Origin of the sequence: Marinobacter antarcticus, from assembly GCF_900142385.1 — a bacterium.
GTDB lineage: Bacteria > Pseudomonadota > Gammaproteobacteria > Pseudomonadales > Oleiphilaceae > Marinobacter > Marinobacter antarcticus.
The window spans coordinates 1,316,835-1,338,367 of sequence record NZ_FRAQ01000001.1; the positions used below are offsets into that span (position 1 = coordinate 1,316,835).

Below are 21,533 nucleotides of genomic sequence, written 5' to 3' on the forward strand. Positions count from 1 at the left end.
CTAGTTGCCCCGACGCTACAAAAGGAAAGGGCCTGGCGGCCCTTTCAGCCTTTACTTGCCTTCAGGCATCGGGCCAAACCACTTTTCGTAGATGGTTTTGTAGGTTCCGTCTTCTTGCATCGAGGCGATGGCGTTGTTGACCTCGTCAACCCACTCACTGCCATTTTTAAGCGCGATGCCGTACTGCTGGCCTTCGTACAGTTTGCCAATGGTTCTGACTTTACCTTCACCCTTGGTGCGGGCGAAGTAGCCGACGTTCGGGGCGTCGTAGAACACTGCATCTACGGCGCCGGACATCAGTGCCATGTACATATCTGCGCTGCCTGGATACGGGGTTACACCGTCGTTCTTATCCAGGTTTTTCTTCAGGAAGTCGTAGCTTGTGCTACCGATTTTGGAGCCGATCTTCAGGCCTTCAAGGTCGGACAGTTCCGTTACGTCGTTGTTGTCGTTGCGAACCAGAATTCTCAAACCGGAATCGTAGTATGGGTCAGAGAAATCAACGATTTTCTCACGCTCGGCTGTAATGGTAATGCCGGCAATGGCGATATCCACGTTGCCTGTCTGCAGGGCGGGAATAATGCCGTTAAAGTCCATGGTGTTGATCGTGTAATCAAAGCCAGCGCGCTGAGCGACTTCGGCGATGATTTCCATATCGAACCCGATCATCTCACCAGTTTCCTGGTCCAGCATCTCGAACGGAACAAAGCTGGGGTCGGTAGCCACGCGCAGGGTTTCAGCGCTGACGGTTCCCGCGGCTAAGGTGAGTGCCAGGCCGGTGCCCAGTGTTTTCAGCCATTTCGTGCTCATGCTTTCTCCTTTTCTTTCTTGTGAGGCTCCGTTTGCCCGATAAGGCAGGCCGGTAAGTTCACTGTTGATGACCGTGACTCCCGGGGAGCATTTGTGGAACTGCATCACGTACACCTTAGACTATTACTCAGATGAACGCATGAAATCAACTGCTTGGGGTGGGGTGTGTAACTCCCTCTCCCCTTGCGGGAGAGGGTTGGGCAGAGGGGGCGGGTAGGAAGCTCAGAAAGCGATCTTCTCCCGCTCACTAATTCCCAGGTTTTTCCAGATGCTGATGCTGGGCTCTGCCTGGTTCAAAGTATAGAAGTGCAACCCCGGAGCCCCGGCTTTCAAAAGCTTTTCACACATATCTGTGACCACTTCCTCGCCGAACTTACGGATGCTCTCTTTGTCGTCGCCGTAGGCTTCAAGCTGCTTGCGAATCCAGCGCGGTATTTCCGCACCGCACATATCGGAGAAGCGTACCAGGCTGGAAAAGTTCACGATGGGCATGATGCCCGGCACCACCGGAATGGTCACTCCGAGCTTTTCCAGCCGGTCGATGAAGTAGAAGTAGCTGTCAGCGTTAAAGAAGTACTGGGTAATGGCGCTGTTGGCGCCAGCCTCCACCTTGCGGGCGAAGTTTTTCAGATCTTCTTCGGCATTGCGGGCCTGGGGATGAAACTCCGGGTAGGCCGCTACTTCCAGATTGAAGTGATCGCCGCTGTGCTCGCGGATAAACGCAACCAGCTCATTGGCGTAGCGCATCTCGCCGGCGGCTCCCATGCCTGAAGGCATGTCACCCCGAAGGGCGACAATCCGGTTGATGCCGTTCTCTTTGTACAGATCCAACAGCTCCGATATACCTTCCCGCGTACCACCGACGCAAGAGAGATGTGGTGCGGTGGAAATGCCCTGCTGATGCAGGCTGAGCACGGTTTCAATGGTGCGGTCCCGGGTGGAACCGCCTGCACCGAAGGTGACCGAGAAAAAATCCGGATTCACCCCCGCAAGCTGATCACGCACCACCTGGAGTTTTTCCTTGCCCTGGTCGGTCTTGGGCGGGAAAAACTCAAAGCTGAAGCGGCGTTTGAACTGTTTCTGGGATTGCATCTTGGTTTCCGATCAGTACTTGTAGCTTTCCGGCTTGTACGGGCCTTCGACCGGTACACCGATGTATTGCGCCTGTTCCGGGGTCATCTTGGTGATCACGCCACCAAAACCCTCAACCATGGCTCGGGCCACTTCTTCGTCCAGATGCTTAGGCAGAACCTGCACATAAACGCCCTTGGCGCGGGCATCTTCCGGCAGATCTGCGAACTTGCGCTCGAACAGGTACATCTGGGCCAGAACCTGGTTGGCGAAGGAGCCGTCCATGATCCGTGACGGGTGGCCGGTAGCATTGCCCAGGTTTACCAGGCGGCCTTCGGAAAGCAGAATCAGATGGTCGTTAGCGGCCTTGTCGCGGTAGATCACATGAACCTGGGGCTTAACCTCGTCCCATTCCCAGTTCTTGCGCATGTAGGCGGTATCGATTTCGTTATCGAAGTGGCCGATGTTGCACACAACCGCGCCAGACTTCAGAGCCTTGAGCATGTTCGCATCACACACGTTCATGTTGCCGGTGGTGGTCACCAGGATATCCGTATTTTGCAGCAGTGCTTTGTCTACGCTTGCCTCAGTGCCGGTGTTCACGCCGTTGAGGTACGGGGAAACCACTTCATAGCCGTCCATGCAGGCCTGCATGGCGCAGATGGGATCGGCCTCGGTCACTTTTACAATCATGCCTTCCTGACGCAGGGAAGCAGCGGAACCTTTGCCCACATCACCGTAACCGATAACCAGTGCTTTTTTGCCGGCCATCAGGTGGTCAGTGCCGCGCTTGATGGCATCGTTGAGGCTGTGACGACAACCGTATTTGTTGTCGTTCTTTGCCTTGGTTACGGCATCGTTCACGTTGATTGCGGGAACTTTCAGGGTTCCATCGCGCAGCATTTCCTGCAGGCGATGCACACCTGTGGTGGTTTCTTCTGTCACACCGTGGCAGTTGGCCAGAATTTCCGGGTACTTTTCGTGGAGCAGGGCAGTCAGATCGCCGCCGTCGTCCAGAATCATATTGGGTTCCCAGCCTTCAACGTCTGCACCGATGGTGTGCTCGAGGCACCAGTCGTATTCTTCGTCGGTTTCGCCCTTCCAGGCAAACACCGGGATGTTCTGCGCCGCGATGGCTGCAGCAGCCTGGTCCTGGGTGGAGAAGATGTTGCACGATGACCAGCGTACATCCGCACCCAGTTCGATCAGCGTTTCGATCAGCACGGCTGTCTGGATGGTCATGTGGATGCAGCCCATAACGTTGGCGCCTTTCAGCGGCTGCTCTGTTTTGTACTTTTCGCGCAGCGCCATCAGGGCGGGCATTTCGCCTTCGGCGATCTTGATTTCCTTACGGCCCCAGCCTGCAAGGGAAATATCGCGGACTTTGAAGTCTTCGAAGTTGCTCATATCTGTGTTCTCCGGTTAGTTCTGTTTTGGCGATTGAAATCATCAATACGCCCAAAAAATATTTAGATACCAGCTGCGTCTTTAAGCGCTGCGGCACGATCGGTTTTCTCCCACGGGAACGCCGTGAAGGTTTTGCCGCCAACGGTCATCTCGTATGGCTCGCGGCCGAAGTGGCCATAGGCCGCTGTGGCCCGGTACATCGGGTGCAGCAGGTCGAGCATGTTGGTGATCGCATAAGGACGCAGGTCGAAGTGCTGGCGAACAAGCTCGATGATCTTGTCGTCGCCGATTTTGCCGGTGCCGAAGGTGTTCACGGAGATTGAAGTAGGCTGTGCCACACCGATGGCATAGGAAACCTGAATCTCGCACTTGTCGGCCAGGCCGGCGGCGACGAGGTTTTTGGCGACGTAACGGCCAGCGTATGCGGCTGAGCGGTCAACCTTCGAGGGGTCTTTGCCGGAGAAGGCGCCGCCACCGTGGCGGGCCATGCCGCCGTAGGTGTCTACAATGATCTTGCGGCCAGTCAGGCCGCAATCACCAACCGGGCCGCCGATAACGAACTTGCCGGTGGGGTTGATGTGGTACTGGGTGTCTTTGTGCAGAAGCTCGGGAGGCAGCACGTTTTTCACTACCAGTTCCATGATGGCTTCCTGCAGATCCGCCTGGGTAACGTCGGGATCGTGCTGGGTAGAGAGCACAACGGCGTCGATACCCACAACCTTGCCGTTCTCATAGCGGCAGGTTACCTGGCTCTTTGCATCCGGGCGCAGCCACGGCAGTATGCCGTTCTTGCGCGCCTCGGCCTGGCGCTCTACAAGACGGTGGGCGAAGGTGATCGGCGCAGGCATCAGCACTTCGGTTTCGTTACTGGCGTAGCCGAACATCAGGCCCTGGTCGCCGGCGCCCTGGTCTTCCGGCTTCTGGCGGTTGACGCCCTGGGCGATATCCACCGACTGTTTGCCGATGATGTTGATAATGCCGCAGGTGTCGCCGTCGTAACCGACGTCTGAGGAGGTATAACCAACGTCTTTGATCACACCGCGAACCAGGTCTTCCAGGTCCACCCACGCGCTGGTTGTGACCTCACCACCTACGATGGCAACACCGGTTTTCACCATGGTTTCGCAGGCCACGCGGGCGTGCGGGTCGCTCGTCAGGATGCAATCGAGAACGGCGTCGGAGATCTGGTCAGCCAGTTTATCCGGGTGGCCTTCAGAGACCGATTCGGAGGTGAAGATGCTGTAGTCAGACATAGGTTTGCTCCTCTGTGAGCGTTTTGAAATCTTGCCGGTTCCTGTGCGATGTCGCAGGCAGCGGCGTAGTATTTATTTGAGTTCAACAACGTAAGTATTACTACTTACACCAATATCAAAGTTTTTTGATATTCCCCTGACGCTCTTTGTTCATCAGGAGTGAATCATCGTAACGGCGTTTGGGTTTTCCAGAATTCTCTTACCTGAACCTGAAACCCGTTACGCAAGCCGATAAACAGTTGTTCTCCGGCCTTCAGGCCTGCTGCCGCGGCCCAGGCAGTGAGCTCTTCCGGTTCAAAACCAAGCCAGAGGTCGCCGCAGTTGTCTTTCGCCCAGTTCTGGTCGTGCCTGCACAGGTCACTGACAACCAGGCAGGCGCCGTTGTTCATCAGCGCGGCGGCATCCAGAAAAATGTCTGCCGGGCTAGGTACGTGGTGCAACACCATATTGGCCACTACAAGATCAAACGCATCTCCGCGGGCCAGCAGGGTGTCGGTTACACCTTCTATCAGGTCAACGTTGTTCAGGCGCTCATCAATGCAGGTGCGCGTTGCCTTGGCCAGCATGTCCCGGCTGTTATCCAGCCCAACAACGTGCTCGCTAAGCTCGGACAGCACTGGCAGGAAACCGCCTTCACCGGGACCGATTTCCAGAGCCGTTTGCCACTGGCTCTTGCGTGTCCGCTTGCGAATCATGTCCGCTACGGGCGCCGCGTACAGATCAAAGGCGGCAATCAGTTCCTGCTGCTCCCGGAACTGCTCTGAGTAACGGGAAAAAAACGCTTGCGACTGGTTCGCACGCTGGTTACGAATGGATTCAATCTTTTCCTGCAAAGACGCGGGTAAAGGCGCGCGATCTACTGCTTCAAAAATCTGGCGAATGGTCAGGTCGGTTGGCTTATCGTTATCCAGATGCAGCGGGCGACGATAGAAAATCGCGTTGCCTTCACGCTGCGGCTCCACCAGCCCTGCTTTGTGCATCACCTTCAGATGATGGCTCATGCCGGACTGGCGCATATCGAACAGCTGGCTCAGCTCCAGCACACCAAACGTATCTCGCCGCAGCACACGCAGTATCTCCAGGCGCAACGGGTCGCCGCTTGCCTTGAAGATCGGGGCAAGGACATCCACGGAGGATATTTGGTCAGCGTGTGCACTTAAGCTTGTCATGGTTGCGGAGTGTAAGTGGGTTGAGGTGTTCAATCAATAGCCATATCAAAGTTTTTTGATATAGATTTATCGTTCTTTGAAATCAATCCCTTTCGGGTATCCGCGTCAGGATATTCACACAGAATCTACATCACGATTTGCCCCGGCATGCCCTAATCGGCGAAAATACGCGACTTATTTTTGAGCGGCTTTTGATCGCCCCGTTAAAAGCTCTGGATTACCCCCTATTTCCTTGAAAAACACTGGAGAAACGTCAATGCCCTCTCGTAAAGATCTCGCCAACGCCATTCGCGCGCTGAGCATGGATGCGGTTCAGAAAGCCAAATCCGGCCACCCGGGTGCGCCCATGGGCATGGCGGATATCGCCGAGGTGCTGTGGAACGATTACCTGAGCCACAACCCGGCGAATCCACAGTGGGCCAACCGCGACCGTTTTGTACTCTCCAATGGCCATGGCTCCATGCTGCAGTACTCACTGCTGCACCTGAGCGGTTACGACGTTTCCATCGATGACATCAAAAACTTCCGGCAGCTGCATTCAAAAACACCGGGCCACCCGGAGTACGGCTACACCCCGGGTGTAGAAACCACCACCGGCCCGCTGGGGCAGGGCATGGCGAACGCAGTGGGCTTCGCGCTGGCAGAGAAAACGCTGGCGGCGCAGTTCAACCGCCCAGGCCATAACATTGTTGATCACCACACCTACGCATTCCTGGGCGATGGCTGCCTGATGGAAGGCATCTCTCACGAAGTGTCTTCGTTGGCGGGCACGCTGGGCCTGGGCAAACTGATCATGTTCTACGACGACAACGGCATCTCTATTGATGGCGAAGTCGACGGCTGGTTTACCGACAACACTCCCCAGCGCTTTGAAGCATACGGCTGGCAGGTTATTGCCAACGTAGATGGCCACAACTCGGATGCTATTCGTGCAGCCGTTGAAGCGGGCCGCGCCAACACCGAGCAGCCCACACTGATCTGCTGCAAGACCGTTATCGGTTTCGGCTCGCCCAACAAGCAGGGCACAGAAGATTGTCACGGTGCTCCGCTGGGCGATGATGAAATCGCATTGACCCGCGAAGCGCTGGGCTGGGCTCATGGCCCGTTTGAAATTCCGACCGACATTTACCAGGCCTGGAATGCCAAAGAAAAAGGTGCCAGTGCAGAAAACGTCTGGAACGAAGCCTTCGCAGCGTATGAAAAAGCCGAGCCGGAACTGGCTGCCGAGTTCAAACGCCGCATGGCCGGTGATCTGCCCGCCGACTTCTCTGAAAAAGCCCAGGCTTACATTCAGGAATGTCAGGACAAGAGCGAGACCATCGCCAGCCGCAAGGCTTCCCAGAACACCCTGAACGCCTATGGCCCGCTGCTGCCGGAACTGCTAGGCGGCTCCGCCGACCTGGCCGGCTCCAACCTCACCATTTGGAGCGGCTCAAAAGGCGTGACCAAAGACGACGCCAGCGGCAACTACATCTATTACGGTGTGCGCGAATTCGGCATGGCCGCCATCATGAACGGCATCGCCTTGCACGGTGGTTTCGTACCTTACGGCGCAACCTTCCTGATCTTCATGGAATACTGCCGTAACGCCGTGCGCATGGCCGCATTGATGAAGCAGCGCACTATCTATGTTTTCACCCACGATTCCATTGGTCTTGGCGAAGACGGCCCGACTCACCAGCCGGTTGAACAGCTCGCCAGCCTGCGTACCACCCCGAACATGAGCACATGGCGCCCGGCTGACGCGGTAGAATCTGCCGTAGCCTGGAAGTCAGCTCTGGAGCGCACAGACGGCCCGACGGCCCTGGTGTTCTCCCGTCAGGGGCTGCCCGGCCAGGCGCGCGACGCCCAGCAGTTGGCCGATGTGGCCAAAGGCGGCTACGTATTGTCCGGCAGCGAAGGCACGCCCGATCTCATCCTGATTGCCACCGGTTCCGAAGTAGGCCTGGCGCAGGATACCGCAACCAAGTTGCGTGAACAGGGCAAGAAAGTACGCGTTGTCTCCATGCCCTCTACCGACGTATTCGATGCCCAGAGCGCCGAGTACAAGCAACAGGTACTGCCGCTGGAAGTCACTAACCGCATCGCCATCGAAGCGGCGATCGCTGATTACTGGTACAAGTACGTGGGCCTCGACGGTCGCATTGTGGGCATGACCACCTTCGGTGAATCCGCGCCAGCCGGCGAATTGTTCAAGGAGTTCGGCTTTACCGTGGACAACATCCTCGAAGTGGCAGCGGAACTGCTGGACGCCTGATGACAGCCTCCGCGCCCTTTCGTATTGCTATCAACGGGTATGGCCGTATTGGCCAGTGCGTGTTGCGTGCTCTTTACGAAAACGGTTTTCGCGATCACCTTCAGGTGGTCGCGATTAACGAGCTTTCTGATATCGACACCATCGCACACCTGACCCGCTACGATTCCACCCATGGTCGGTTCTCCGGAAGCATTGCGGTGCAGGGACAGGACCTGATCATCAATGGCGACCCCATTCGGGTGCTTCGCCATTCCGATCCGGCAGAACTGCCGTGGAGTGAGCTGGATATCGATCTGGTGCTGGAATGCTCGGGTTCCTACTCAGACCGGGCTACCGCCGAACGCCATATTCAAGCGGGCGCGAAACGGTTGCTGTTTTCCCAGCCGGCAGAATCGGATGTTGACCGCACGGTGGTCTTCGGCATTAACCAGGCAGAAATTACGGAGGCAGACCGGATCGTGGCAGCAGGTTCCTGCACCACCAACTGTCTTGTGCCTGTGATTTCTGTGCTCGATAAAGCCTTTGGCGTAGAGCAGGGCAGTACGACCACCATTCACGCTGCCATGAACGATCAGCCGGTGATCGACGCCTACCACCATCAGGATCTGCGCCTTACTCGCAGTGCACTGCACAACATAGTGCCGGTGGACACCGGGTTGGCGCGAGGCGTTGAACGGCTGCTGCCTCACATGGAAGGCCGCTTCAGTTCCGTGGCTCTGCGCGTACCCACCATGAACGTGTCCGTCATCGACATGGTGTTCAACGTGAGAGAAGCTACCGACGCGGCTTCAGTAAACCGGGTGCTCAAAGAAGCCGCAAACGGCCCACTAAAAGGCATACTCGGCTATACCGATGAACTGCTGGCCAGCTCCGACTTCAACCACGACGTCCACTCCGGCGTTGTAGACGGCGGCCAGACCCGCGTAACCCGGGGCACCATGGTGAAAGTGCTTTGCTGGTTTGATAACGAATGGGGATTTGCCAGCCGTATGCTGGATGTAAGCCAAAGCTGGCTGTCCCGCACCTAAACTCTTTGCCAATAACCTGAAACAACGGAACCCAGATCATGGCCATCAAAAAAATGACCGACCTGAACCTCGCTGGCAAGCGGGTTCTGATTCGCGAAGACCTCAACGTGCCGGTAAAGAACGGCGTGATCTCCAGCGATGCCCGCATCCGCGCATCCCTGCCGACCATCAAGGCAGCGAAAGATGCGGGTGCCAAAGTCATGCTGATGTCCCACCTGGGCCGCCCGGAAGAAGGCGTTTACGACGAAGCCTCCTCCTTGAAGCCGGTTGCTGAGCACCTCACCAAAGTGCTGGGCCAGGAAGTGCGCCTGATCAAAGACTACCTCGACGGTGTTGAAGTAGCCGACGGCGAAGTGGTGCTGTTCGAGAACGTTCGCTTCAACAAAGGCGAAAAGAAAGACGACGAAACACTGGCAAAGAAATACGCGGCCCTGTGCGACATCTACGTGATGGACGCCTTCGGCACCGCACACCGCGCCCAGGCATCAACCCATGGTGTTGCACGCTTTGCACCGGAAGCTTGCGCAGGTCCGCTGCTGGCGGCTGAGCTGGAAGCCTTGGGCAAAGCCCTGGATCACCCGGCCAAGCCGGTTGTGGCCATTGTTGGTGGCGCCAAAGTCTCTACCAAACTCGACGTGCTTAACGCCCTCGAGAAAGTGTGTGACCAGATCATCGTAGGCGGCGGTATCGCCAACACCTTCCTGGCCGCAGCGGGCCACCCGGTGGGCAAATCTCTGTGCGAGCACGAACTGCTGGATACGGCCAGAGATATCGCCTCCCGCGTTAACATCCCGCTGCCGGTAGACGTAGTGGTTGCCAGCGAGTTCGCTGAAAACGCAACGGCCACTATCCGGAACATTTCCGACGTTACCGAAGACGACATGATCCTCGACGTAGGCCCGGAAACCGCTGGCCATTTCGCTGAACTGCTCAAGAACGCCAAAACCATTCTGTGGAATGGCCCTGTAGGTGTATTCGAGTTTGATCAGTTTGGTAATGGCACCAAAACCCTGGCCGAAGCCATCGCCGGGAGCGACGCCTTCTCACTGGCCGGTGGTGGTGACACAGTGGCTGCCGTTGACAAATACGGCATAGCTGACAAGATCTCGTATATTTCCACCGGCGGTGGAGCCTTCCTGGAATTTGTGGAAGGTAAAGTGCTGCCAGCCGTAGCCGTATTGGAAGAGCGCGGCGCGTAAAAATTTCTGACCAGATTTCAAATTACTGTCCAACCAAGGAGACAACCAAATGGCCCTGATTTCGATGCGGCAAATGCTGGATCACGCCGCCGAGCATGGTTACGGTGTGCCAGCCTTTAACGTAAACAACCTGGAACAGATGCGCGCCATCATGGAAGCCGCCGACAAAACCGATTCCCCGGTTATTGTTCAGGCCTCCGCCGGGGCCCGCAAATACGCCGGCGCTCCCTTCCTGCGCCACCTGATCCTCGCGGCCATAGAAGAGTGGCCGCACATCCCGGTAGTAATGCACCAGGATCACGGCACCAGCCCGGCTGTTTGCCAGCGTTCCATTCAGATGGGCTTCAGCTCGGTAATGATGGACGGCTCCCTGGGCGAAGACGGCAAAACGCCGATGGACTATGAATACAACGTAGATGTAACCCGCCGTACCGTAGAAATGGCCCACGCCTGTGGTGTATCTGTAGAAGGCGAGCTGGGTTGCCTGGGCTCCCTGGAAACCGGCCAGGCTGGTGAAGAAGACGGCATTGGCGCCGAAGGCACTCTGGACATGAGCCAGATGCTGACCGACCCGGAAGAAGCCGCAGACTTCGTAAAGAAGACCCACGTAGACGCACTGGCCATCGCCATTGGCACCAGCCACGGCGCCTACAAGTTCACCCGTCCGCCCACAGGCGACATCCTGGCCATCGAGCAGATCAAAGCCATCCACAAACGCATTCCAGACACCCACCTGGTTATGCACGGCTCCAGCTCCGTACCCCAGGAATGGCTGAAAATCATCAACGAATACGGTGGTGAGATTCCCGAAACCTACGGTGTACCGGTTGAGGAAATCGTGGAAGGCATCAAGCACGGTGTGCGCAAAGTGAATATCGACACCGACCTGCGCCTCGCCAGCACTGGCGCTGTGCGTCGTTTCCTGGCCCAGAACCCGGCCGAGTTTGACCCGCGCAAATTCCTGCAAGCAACCATGAAGGCCATGAGCGAAGTCTGCATCGCACGCTACGAAGCCTTCGGCTGCGCTGGCAACGCCAGCAAGATCAAACCGATCAGCCTGGATCGTATGTTTGAACGCTACTCAGCTGGCGAACTGGATCCTAAAGTTAAGTAAGACTGTTGTGAAACAGCCCTGGGTGTCTTGCCTGGGGCTGTGGTTTTTCCCTCCTCGATATTCTTCACCCAAATTAACAAAGTATTGCAAAAGACAGCGGCAAATAGTCCAGAGATGGGCTAGTGTTGGAAGCTAAACGCTATGGACGCACTGCTTGTTAAGGACAACGGCCGATGACCTCTCCAGTACCAAAACAATCGCTATTTTTTGATCGCTATCCTTGCAGGTGCCGGATTTTCTCTCGGTATTTTATTTGTCTTTTCGTATGTCTTGCCCCAATTTCAAAGCGAAGGATTTGATCCGCAAAATGCGATAAACGATACGTTTGAGCAAAGAATTAATGAAGTGGAGTCGAGCATCGGAATGAGTTGCAAGCAACTCCATAGTGAGGCCTATGAATTTGCAATCGAGGATATCGGAAACATCATCGATGCAGGCATACAGGGACGAGATTGGATAAAAGAGATTAGCCCAGTTCAAAAACGCTATATCGACGAGGTCACTGAAAAACATTTACAAATGTATGTTGTTGGAGCGGCCGGCGGAGCAGTACCTTCAATTGCAGTGGCCTGAGTTTTCGGAGCTGGAAAGAACTTATTCAGCACTCAAAATTTTTTCAACGTCATATGGTGATGGTGAGGCCACTGCAGAAAAGCTTCAACCTCAAGCACTGGAACGAATGCAGTTCCATTATCAAAATTTAACAAGGCCATGAAGGTTGTTCCGGGCCGATGGCCCTGCACCGGAAGCCCATTTCGCTGCGCTACATGTGCGCCGCTAAACAGAAGCTTTATCCCTAAGTCGGTTGCGGTTGTCGTTCACCCAGAGGAGATGGTTGATGGCGGTCTCAGCGAAGTTGAAGAAAGATTGTTCAGGGAGCTTTGTTTAGGTGCTGGCGCAAGAAAAGTGGCCCTTTGGGTTGGCGAAGCGCTAGATTCTCAGGATCTGGCTAAGCTTCTCAAAAGTGCATAACCGGCCAATTAAGCTTTTTTTCGGCCACCGCTTATTTGGGCGGTAACCGCCATACGAAACAATGCAGGAGCATTCGAAAGTGAATCAAACCCAAAACATTGATTCAGTTGTTGAGCTTCAAGGTGATCTTGCAAGGAAACACAAGGCCTATGCGCCCACTGAGGCGGAAGCAACAAGAGCGTTAGTTGCTCAGGATTTTGAGGCCTTGCAGAAAAATGGCTATGTCATTATCGAAGGGTTGCTTAGCGAATCAGAATTAGAGTCAATCCGAGCGGCAACCTCACCGCTGTTGAATAAACCCGGCCGCAATAATTTTGAGGGCGTGAAAACACAGCGGGTTTACAATGTTCTGGAACAAACGCGGGCTATTGATTCCCTGGCCGTTCATCCGAGAATTACCGGCCTTCTGAATCGACTTTTTCAGCCAAATTATCTGCTTAGCCAAGCCCAAATAATCAATATCTTGCCTGGGGAGGCTGCCCAGCCACTGCATTTTGATGATGGGTTCTATCCCATACCCCGACCCCGCAAGCCTCTCGGCGCGGCAACGGTATGGGCTATTGATGAGTTCACAGAAGATAATGGTGCAACGGTTCTCATCCCGGAAAGTCACCTGCTTGGCCAGGAAATAGTCACTGATCGCAGTAAAGTCGTTCCAGCCGTCATGCTTGCGGGGTCAGTTGTTTTCTTTCTCGGTACAACTTGGCACGGTGGTGGTAGCAACCAGTCAGCATCATCTCGCCTTGCTGTTACATGTCAGTACTGTGAGCCTTGGCTACGCCCACAGGAAAATTTCTTTCTGGAATTAAGCCAAGAAACTTTGGCCGCACTTCCTGAACAATTGCTGAGCATGGTTGGCTATTCGATTCATCCGCCTTTTATGGGCATGGTTAATGGTATGCATCCCAAGCGTACATTGAGCGGCAAGAAACAAGGCAGTTAACAAGGCCTTGCACGACGCACCTTTTTCTTTGCGGCTTTGCCTCCACTACTAAGTCGCGCATGCTGGCGGCGTCAGGACCATTCTTACCTAACTCCAAGGAACCGAGTCAATGAACCAACACCCAATTGAAGCCTGGCACCAACTCGTCAAATCCAGTGACCCATCCCGCTTGGACAGCCTGCTAGCAGAAGACGCAGTGTTCATCTCACCAATCGTCCATACGCCACAGCGTGGCAAAGCCCTGACCAAAGCCTATTTGAGTGCCCACGACCCCAGGCGGCACTCGCGCTGAGTGGCCTGCTGCTTTCGGTTTTGATAATTGGTGTGGCCTACCTGTCGTTACCTTGGCTGGACCCTAGCCAACCGTTGCAGGTTTGGGGTATTGGGTTGGCGTGGCTCGCACTCACGCTCGTTTTCGAGTTTTCGTTTGAGCTCTGGCAAGGCAAGTCGTGGCCCGAGTTGTTTGAAGCCTACACATTTGAAGGTGGCAACCTCTGGCTTGTCGTCCTCCCGACATTTACAGCATCAAAGTAGCCTTGGGTCACACTGGCGCCCGGCACGCCCGCCGTTCCCGAGTTCTACAAGGCTTGCGAAGTGTGGTCCAATGAAAATATCAGCGTCGCGCGGCCCTTCGGGCGCGGTCGCAGAAGGGGTAACTCGAAAGCAAGGAATCCTGAGGAGCAAGAATGGCTGTACCCGAGGCGTTAACCGAGGATCAGATTTACCACCGCTGTCCGTCGGAGAAGCTGGACTTTGAAACCACCGAAACGCTGGAAGACCTTGAACTGCCGTTTGGTCAGGATCGCATGCTGCGGGCCCTGGAATTCGGGGCCAGCATGACTGCCAGTGGATTCAACCTGTTTGTGCTGGGGCCCACCGGCGCGGGCAAGCATGAACTGGTAAAGCGATTTCTGGCCAGTCACGCCGCAGGTAAGCCGGTGCCGTCTGACTGGTGCCATGTGTTCAATTTCCAGCAGTCAGACAAACCGAACACCATTGAGTTGCCGCCGGGCGACGGTCGAACGTTCAGGAACGACATGAACGATCTGGTCAGCGAGCTGAGAACGGCCATTCCGGCTACGTTCGAAAGTGAGGAATACCAGTCCCATATTCAGGAACTGCAGGAGGAGGTGACCCGTCGCCAGCAGAAAGGCCTGCTGGTCATTCAGGAAGAGGCGAATGCCAATAACATTGCCATGGTATCCACGCCCGCCGGGTTTTCCTTTGCCCCTATGCGCAAAGGCGAGGTGATCGAGCCCGAGGAGTACAAAAACTTCTCCGATGAAGAGAAAGAGCTGGTTGAAACCAAGGTGGAAGATCTCCAGAAAAAGCTTCAGCAGGCTATCCAGCAGGTTCCGCGGTTGCGCAAGGAAGTGCGGGAGCGGATACATCAGCTTAATGACGAGATGGTGCAGCTCACGCTCGGTGGCCCCATCGGTGAATTGCGCGAGAAGTGGTCGCATATGCCCGTGGTGGTCGCCCACCTGGATGCGGTGCGGGAAGACATAGTGGAGCACGCCGAAGCCTTCCAGGATGACGAGAATGGTGCTCCCGCCGGGTTACTGAACCGGTACCGGGTGAACCTGCTGGTCGACAATGCCGAAACCCGGGGAGCCCCGGTGGTGTATGAAGACCTGCCCACCCATCAGCACCTGAGCGGTCAGATCGAACACAGGGCCCGTCAGGGTAACCTGTATACCGATTTCACTCTGATTCGTGCCGGCTCCCTTCACCGGGCCAACGGCGGTTACCTGATTCTGGACGCCCGGCGCATTCTTATGCAGCCTCTGGCCTGGGAGAGCCTGAAGCGTATTCTGTTCTCTGGTGAAATCCGGATCGAATCGCTGGAGCGTTTGTATGGGTTGGCGTCCACGGTCAGCCAGCAGCCAGAGCCGATTCCGCTGAACGTGAAGGTGGTTATGCTGGGCGACCGTATGTTGTATTACCTGTTGTCCCATTACGATCCGGACTTTCTGGACCTGTTCAAGGTGGAAGCAGACTTCGAAGACGATCTGGACCGGGATGATGGAAGTTACACGCTCTATGCCCGGATGATTGCCACTATGGCCCGGGCTTCCGGGTTGAAGGTGCTCGACAAGGCTGCGGTGGCGAGGGTGATTGAACATGCGAGCCGTTTGGCCAGTGATCAGAAAAAGCTCACAGCCCACGACCGTGAGCTGAAAGACTTGCTTGCCGAAGCAGATCATTGGGCAAGTCAGGCTGGAGAGAGCCACATCGGTGCTGAGCACGTACAGCAGGCCATTGATGAGCGGGAGTACCGGGCCAGCCGTATTCGCGAGCGCAGTCTGGATCAGATCCGCCGGGGCGTAATGATGATCGCCACCGAGGGCGCGCAGGTGGGACAGGTGAACGGCCTTTCCGTGTTGCAGATTGGCGCCACCCGGTTCGGCCAGCCAACCCGCATAACCGCCACCGCGCGCCCTGGTAAAGGGCAGGTGGTGGATATCGAGCGGGAAGCCAAGCTTGGCGGGCCGATTCACAGCAAGGCGGTGATGATTCTGTCCCGCTTTCTGGCCAACCGCTATGCCCCGATGGGGCAGCTTTCGCTGTCTGCCAGCCTGGCGTTCGAGCAGTCCTACGGTGGAGTGGAGGGGGACTCCGCCTCGGTGGCGGAAACCTGCGTGTTGCTATCCGCCATTACCGGTGTTCCTTTGAAGCAGTCACTGGCGGTGACCGGTTCAATGAACCAGCACGGCGAGGTTCAGGCCGTGGGTGGTGTGAACGAAAAAATCGAGGGCTTTTTCAATGTGTGCGCGCTGTCTGGAGGAGTGGCTGGCCAGGGCGCGCTGCTTCCGGCCAGTAACGTGGAGCACCTGATGCTCAACGAGCAGGTTCGGGAAGCCGTGCGGGAAGGGCGGTTCAGCGTTTACCCACTCAGTCATATCGATCAGGCCATTGAGCTGATGACCGGCATGGAAGCCGGCGTTCCCGGTGCCGATGGCGTTTACCCGGAGAACACCTTTAATCGCCTGGTGGCCGATCGGCTGGCGAAGTTTGCCGAAGTCAGTAAGAAAAATGACGACGACAATACGAGCGGTAGCGGAGGCTCTGCTGTCTGAACTGAACCTGCCGATTACGGTTACGCCCTGACCAGTTCCGGCTCCAGGCATGCCGGCCTGGTTTGCCCAGGGGCGAGTGGTGAGTCGGTTGAGTCAGCGTCGAGAGGAGCCAGGCGTTGTATGGTAAGCAATGAAAGTACACCAGATGGAGTTGCAGTGATCGCCTACCAAAAACAACTGCTCATGATTCTTGCCGTTGGCTGGATTTCGATCGCCGGCGCCGATGAAGCCTGTCTGGCGTCAGCCCAGTCGGACCTGGAACGTCTCTACTGCGAGGTTGTAGAGCTCGGTGGAGGTGCAAGCCTGCCTTCTATGGTGGATTTCAAGCGTAATGATCCAAAGGTGCAGGCGCTGTTGTTGCGTCAGCCTGCCAAACGTCTGAGCCTGACATTGCCCGAGGTTTCGGCCACCCCTGAACCTGAGGCGACCACGCTACCGGGGGAACCCGCGAATGAATCCGGCTCTGAACCGTCGATTGCCCCGGGGTTGGCGGATTGCCAATTGAGGAACGAGTTCATTCAGTGCCCGAAATCGGCCTATGAGCTGGCAGGCAATCGCACACTGGCATCACTGGACGATGGCGTACTGGAACCGGGTAATCGCCTCGGAATAGTGCCTTTCGATGGCGAACGTAACGATGATGAAGCCGTGCGATCTTATCTTTCGGCCGCCTATGATCGTTACATCCCTAAAATGCTGGCCATTGGCCTTGGCGCAAACACCATGAGCTTCACGGCATTTCACAGCGCCTTTCACACCCTGGAAGGCGGCGGCGTGGATTTTTCCGAGCGTATGGGGCAGACCTACGAGCTGCTCAAACAGGACCGAAAAACTCTGGGCGTGAAAACCCGCTACCACGATGAGCTGCCAGAAAATCTGTCCCTGTGTGAAGCCATCGATCGCGACGTCATCGTGTGCGACAACGTCGGGACCAACTGGGTCTTTGTTCGGGCGAATTAATAGTCCCTGCGTAGCCTTGAGAAAATCGTTAAACTTGAACCATTTTTCCACCGCTCAGGAAGTTATGTCAGATCTTTCCCTAATTCAGTATGGCTTGATCGCGCTGATTTTCATCTGGAGTGGTTTTGTACGTTCCGGGCTGGGCTTTGGTGGGGCGGTGCTGTCGCTGCCATTCTTGCTGCTCGTTAAAGACGATCCGCTGGTATTTTTGCCCATCATCGCGGTGCACCTGCTGGTGTTTTCATCGCTGACCATCTGGATGAACAATCGCCGCAGTCCTGACAAAAAAGATAGCAAGAGCAGCCAGAAATTAACCGGATTCGGGCCTGATGTTGTCGCAAAAGCGCCGGAAGGCACGGTTGACTGGCCCTACCTGTGGCGAATGCTGCGCATTATGCTGGTGCCCAAGCTGATTGGCGTGTTTGGATTGGTTACGCTGCCAGCAAATGTGCTGAGTGCGATTATTTTCGTGATTGTCGCGATTTACGCGATGTCGTACATCATTAACCGGCCATTTCGCAGTAACAGTAAAACCGTGGATGTGGCGCTGTTGATGGCCGGTGGCTATATCAGCGGCACCTCGCTGATAGGCGCTCCGCTGATTATTGCGGTTGCGGCGCAGCACGTGGCGCGAGAGAAACTGCGCGATACGCTGTTTGGCCTTTGGTTCATTCTGGTGCTGATCAAGCTGGCAGCATTTATCTGGGTCGGACTTGACCTGCAGCTGATTCACCACGTATGGCTGCTGCCCTGCGCCGCCATAGGACATGTGATCGGGCTGCGCTTTCACGAGCGCATTGTGAAAGCGGAAACACCGGTGTTTTTCCGCCTGCTGGGAGTGGTGCTGTTGGTGGTCAGTAGCGCTGGTATGGTCAGCGTGTTGCTTTAACCGCACTCTTCGGTGAATTCGATGCGGTTAAGTATGCCCCTCAGGGCAGCCATAAAGGGCATTGCGCAGTCAGCCTGGTTACAGCACCAATGAGGTTGCCAGGAACAGCATCAGGCCCATGCCGATAATGTCGGTGAAGGTGGTCAGAAAGATACTGCTGGCGGTGGCAGGGTCGGCGCCGAAGCGTTTGAGCACCAATGGCACGGCTACCCCGAAAATACCGCTGCCAATGCAGGCGCCGATCATGGCAATGAAGATGACAAGGCCAAGCATGGCCGGGTTTGCCGAATCGGTGGCCATGGCGTAGGCAAACATGGCGATGCCGGCGATGACGCCCACAGCGGCGCCATTGAGCGCGCCCAGCAGAACTTCCTTGCGCAGTAATCGCCGGATTGGATAATCATTTATTTGCCCCAGCGTAATGCCACGCAGGGTAATCGCCAGCGCCTGGCAGCCGGTATTGCCGCTCTGCCCGGCAAGTACCGGCAGGAAGGCGGCCAGGGCGACGATCTGGGTGATGGTGCTCTCGAACATACCGACCACGAAGGCTGCGGCAAAGGCGGTGATCAGGTTCACTTGCAGCCAGGGGTGTCGCATGCGGAAGGCGGCGAGCACCGGCGTGTTAATCTGCTCTTCTTTCGCCACACCATACTGGGAGCCGGCCTGGGCGCTCAGTTCCGAGGCGATGCGTTCATACAGTTTCCAGCCGCGCACTTCGCCCACCACATGCTGCTGCTCGTCCACCACCGGGTACATCCGGTAGTGCCGGTAAAGCACCTCGCTAACTGCGTCTTCCACCTGTGTTTTCTGTAGAAAGGCGAAGGGTTCGCGCACCATGATGCTGGACAGAGCCTCGGAGGGCTTGGCGAGAATCAGGTCGCGCATACCCACCACACCCACCAGACGGTCATTTTCCGTCACGAAGATGTAACTGATCTCGGAAACGTCGGCACTCTTTACCATGAAAGTCAGCGCTTCGGCGACGGTATAGCTTTCCGGTAACGTCGCTGTCACCGGTGTCATCAGTTCACCAATGGTTTCTTCCATACCGGAGAGCACTGCACGGGTGGCTGCGTTGTTCGGCGCCGCTGCTTCGCCCAGGTGAGAGGCAATGGTCAGAGCCTGTTCTGCGGGCAATCGCGAGAGAATGAACTGGATATCGTCCGCCGGCAGCCCGACCAGCGCTTCGGCGGCATCCAGGGGAGTGAGCTCTCGGATATGCTCAATCTGCTCGGTCAGCTCCATACTCTGCGTCATGTCGCGCTCCGGTATCGGTGTTGGAAATCTGACTATAGCAGGAGCGGGACAAAGCGGTGGAGTGAGTTTCGGCTTGTGACGTCCTCGCTTTCCCCCGACAATACCCTTGGATTTGCCTGTCATCCCAATGTCAGGCAGCCCACCCAAAAGCGCTAAAACCCGCGGGCATTGATTCGTGCCTGTTATCCGAGATTAACAGTGGTGTATGAGACGCATGAGTAACGAACAACCGAACAATCCATTGCACGGTGTAACGCTTGAGCAAGTCGTAACAAGGCTGCAAGAGCATTACGGCTGGGATGGGTTGGCGCAAAGAATCAACATCAACTGCTTTAAAAGCGACCCGTCGATCAAGTCATCGTTGAAGTTTTTACGCAAAACCCAGTGGGCCAGAGACAAGGTTGAGAGCTTGTATATATCAACTTTTGAAGAAGGATAAAGAAAGCAAGCTCACCATTCATCTTCCGGCTTTTAGGCGTACATTGGAACGTCAGTTATATATCGGTCAGTGAACTGGCAAAAAACGTCCACCCGGCCCAAGAAGGGACAGGGAGAATGCCATGCCAGGAGGCGATGGATGCAGTGCGGCTCTGATCGCCTCGCATCCGCTCTCCAGCCAGATTGCACCATAACTAAGCGCCTCTCTTTAGACTGCACGTTTTTGGGCATGTTGCTGTGTGGCGTGAGCCGCTCAGCGCCTGTTTTTCTATAGTAACCATCTGAAATATAAAGGAGTTTTTAAAGTCTGGAACGGCTAGTGCAGAGCAGGGTTGCGTAACTGACGAATTGCGCAACCCACTAGAATGCAAAGGATGACGAAATGAGCATCAAAAAAAACGTGAAACTGGGCCTCTCTGCACTGGCGCTATCCATCTCTCTCAACTCCGTTGCCGCTGAAGATCCTATCAAGGTCGGTATCCTGCACTCCCTCTCCGGCACCATGGCGATCAGTGAATCCACCCTGAAAGACACCATGCTGATGCTGATCGAAAAGCAGAACAAAGCCGGCGGTGTGCTGGGTCGTCAGCTTGAGCCGGTGGTTGTGGACCCCGCCTCCAACTGGCCGCTGTTTGCCGAAAAAGCCCGTGAGCTGCTGGCAAAAGAAAAAGTGGACGTGATCTTCGGTAACTGGACCTCGGTTTCCCGTAAATCCGTATTGCCGGTGATAGAAGAGCTGAACGGCCTTCTGTTTTACCCGGTTCAGTACGAGGGTGAGGAATCCTCCGAGAACGTTTTCTACACCGGTGCCGCGCCCAACCAGCAGGCCATTCCGGCGGTTGACTACCTGATGAACGACATTGGCGTTGAGCGCTGGGTTCTGGCAGGCACCGACTACGTTTATCCTCGCACCACCAACAAGATCCTCGAGACCTACCTCAAGGACAAAGGCGTGGCCGCTGGCGACATCATGATCAACTACACGCCGTTTGGTCATTCCAACTGGCAGGCCATTGTTTCCGATATCAAAGCGTTTGGTAGCGCTGGCAAGAAGACCGCCGTGGTTTCAACCATCAACGGTGATGCCAACGTTCCGTTTTACCGCGAACTGGGCAACCAGGGTATCGACGCCGCCGACATTCCGGTGGTTGCCTTCTCCGTGGGCGAGCAGGAACTGTCTGGTATAGACACCGCGCCTCTGGTGGGGCATCTGGCGGCCTGGAACTACTTCATGAGCGTGGAAAGTGACGCCAACTACGATTTCATCGATGCCTGGGTTGCCTATTCGGGTAACGAAGAGGCCGTCACCAACGACCCGATGGAAGCGCACTACATCGGCTTCAACATGTACATCGAGGCGGTCAAGAAGGCCGGCACTACTGACGTAGATGCTGTGAAAGACGCCATCATCGGCGTAGCCGTTCCTAACCTCACCGGTGGCTACGCCACCATGATGCCGAATCATCACATCACCAAGCCCGTGCTGATCGGCGAGATTCAGGACAACGGCCAGTTCTCCGTAGTCTGGGAAACGCCGTCTACCGTAGCGGGCGATGCCTGGTCTGACTTCCTGCCGGGTTCCAAAGACCTGATCAGTGACTGGCGCAAGCCGCTGTTCTGCGGAAACTTCAACGTGGTTTCCGGCACCTGCGGTGGTAAGGCCAAAGCAGCTGCTGAGTAAAGTTT

General features: G+C 55.9%; 18 protein-coding genes. 12 read left to right on the top strand and 6 right to left on the bottom strand.

What is annotated here, in order from left to right; genetic code table 11:
* Window positions 1-51: 51 nt before the first annotated feature.
* From BUA49_RS06145 to BUA49_RS06160, 5 genes are all read right to left on the bottom strand, one after another.
* The gene (locus BUA49_RS06145) at window positions 52-810 is read right to left on the bottom strand and encodes a transporter substrate-binding domain-containing protein (RefSeq protein WP_072797706.1); all 759 of its coding nucleotides are present in this window, start codon (window positions 808-810) and stop codon (window positions 52-54) included.
* A gap of 222 nt (window positions 811-1,032) precedes the next feature.
* Window positions 1,033-1,902: a methylenetetrahydrofolate reductase [NAD(P)H] gene (gene metF / locus BUA49_RS17630; protein WP_139248741.1), complete on the bottom strand. Its 870-nt coding sequence runs from the start codon at window positions 1,900-1,902 to the stop codon at window positions 1,033-1,035.
* Window positions 1,903-1,914: 12 nt separating this feature from the next.
* A complete protein-coding gene (gene ahcY / locus BUA49_RS17635) occupies window positions 1,915-3,288 on the bottom strand; it encodes an adenosylhomocysteinase (protein WP_139248742.1) in 1,374 nt (457 codons plus the stop codon).
* A gap of 62 nt (window positions 3,289-3,350) precedes the next feature.
* On the bottom strand, window positions 3,351-4,541 hold the full coding sequence (gene metK / locus BUA49_RS06155) for a methionine adenosyltransferase (RefSeq protein ID WP_072796321.1): 1,191 nt from the start codon (window positions 4,539-4,541) through the stop codon (window positions 3,351-3,353).
* A 164-nt stretch (window positions 4,542-4,705) separates the two neighbouring features.
* Window positions 4,706-5,710, bottom strand: coding sequence for a metalloregulator ArsR/SmtB family transcription factor (locus tag BUA49_RS06160; protein ID WP_072796322.1), 1,005 nt, complete (start codon window positions 5,708-5,710; stop codon window positions 4,706-4,708).
* A gap of 256 nt (window positions 5,711-5,966) precedes the next feature.
* Between BUA49_RS06160 and tkt the strand changes: the two genes are divergently transcribed.
* From tkt to BUA49_RS06215, 10 genes are all read left to right on the top strand, one after another.
* A complete protein-coding gene (gene tkt, locus BUA49_RS06165) occupies window positions 5,967-7,967 on the top strand; it encodes a transketolase (protein ID WP_072796323.1) in 2,001 nt (666 codons plus the stop codon).
* A complete protein-coding gene (locus tag BUA49_RS06170) occupies window positions 7,967-8,995 on the top strand; it encodes a type I glyceraldehyde-3-phosphate dehydrogenase (protein ID WP_072796324.1) in 1,029 nt (342 codons plus the stop codon). The genes tkt and BUA49_RS06170 overlap by 1 nt, the downstream gene beginning before the upstream one ends.
* Before the next feature lie 38 nt (window positions 8,996-9,033).
* Window positions 9,034-10,194, top strand: a complete 1,161-nt coding sequence (locus tag BUA49_RS06175; protein WP_072796325.1) for a phosphoglycerate kinase — start codon at window positions 9,034-9,036, stop codon at window positions 10,192-10,194.
* Window positions 10,195-10,243: 49 nt separating this feature from the next.
* Window positions 10,244-11,308: a class II fructose-bisphosphate aldolase gene (fba, locus tag BUA49_RS06180; protein ID WP_072796326.1), complete on the top strand. Its 1,065-nt coding sequence runs from the start codon at window positions 10,244-10,246 to the stop codon at window positions 11,306-11,308.
* Window positions 11,309-11,515: 207 nt separating this feature from the next.
* Window positions 11,516-11,881: a hypothetical protein gene (locus BUA49_RS06185; protein ID WP_072796327.1), complete on the top strand. Its 366-nt coding sequence runs from the start codon at window positions 11,516-11,518 to the stop codon at window positions 11,879-11,881.
* A 478-nt stretch (window positions 11,882-12,359) separates the two neighbouring features.
* Complete coding sequence (locus BUA49_RS06190) at window positions 12,360-13,223, top strand: phytanoyl-CoA dioxygenase family protein (protein WP_228704412.1); 864 nt, start codon at window positions 12,360-12,362, stop codon at window positions 13,221-13,223.
* Between the two features lie 109 nt (window positions 13,224-13,332).
* A complete protein-coding gene (locus BUA49_RS06195; RefSeq protein ID WP_072796329.1) occupies window positions 13,333-13,515 on the top strand; it encodes a nuclear transport factor 2 family protein in 183 nt (60 codons plus the stop codon).
* Window positions 13,516-13,909: 394 nt separating this feature from the next.
* Window positions 13,910-16,303, top strand: coding sequence for a Lon protease family protein (locus tag BUA49_RS06205; protein WP_072796331.1), 2,394 nt, complete (start codon window positions 13,910-13,912; stop codon window positions 16,301-16,303).
* A gap of 120 nt (window positions 16,304-16,423) precedes the next feature.
* The gene (locus BUA49_RS06210; RefSeq protein WP_228704413.1) at window positions 16,424-17,263 is read left to right on the top strand and encodes a hypothetical protein; all 840 of its coding nucleotides are present in this window, start codon (window positions 16,424-16,426) and stop codon (window positions 17,261-17,263) included.
* A 64-nt stretch (window positions 17,264-17,327) separates the two neighbouring features.
* Window positions 17,328-18,152, top strand: a complete 825-nt coding sequence (locus BUA49_RS06215) for a sulfite exporter TauE/SafE family protein (RefSeq protein ID WP_072796332.1) — start codon at window positions 17,328-17,330, stop codon at window positions 18,150-18,152.
* Between the two features lie 78 nt (window positions 18,153-18,230).
* On the opposite strand, the gene BUA49_RS06220 is transcribed toward BUA49_RS06215, so the two are convergent.
* Window positions 18,231-19,409, bottom strand: coding sequence for a magnesium transporter (locus BUA49_RS06220; protein ID WP_072796333.1), 1,179 nt, complete (start codon window positions 19,407-19,409; stop codon window positions 18,231-18,233).
* Window positions 19,410-19,623: 214 nt separating this feature from the next.
* Between BUA49_RS06220 and BUA49_RS06225 the strand changes: the two genes are divergently transcribed.
* Both BUA49_RS06225 and urtA read left to right on the top strand, forming a co-directional pair.
* On the top strand, window positions 19,624-19,848 hold the full coding sequence (locus tag BUA49_RS06225; protein WP_072796334.1) for a VF530 family protein: 225 nt from the start codon (window positions 19,624-19,626) through the stop codon (window positions 19,846-19,848).
* A gap of 381 nt (window positions 19,849-20,229) precedes the next feature.
* Window positions 20,230-21,528: an urea ABC transporter substrate-binding protein gene (urtA, locus tag BUA49_RS06230; protein WP_072796335.1), complete on the top strand. Its 1,299-nt coding sequence runs from the start codon at window positions 20,230-20,232 to the stop codon at window positions 21,526-21,528.
* The last annotated feature ends 5 nt before the right edge of the window (window positions 21,529-21,533 follow it).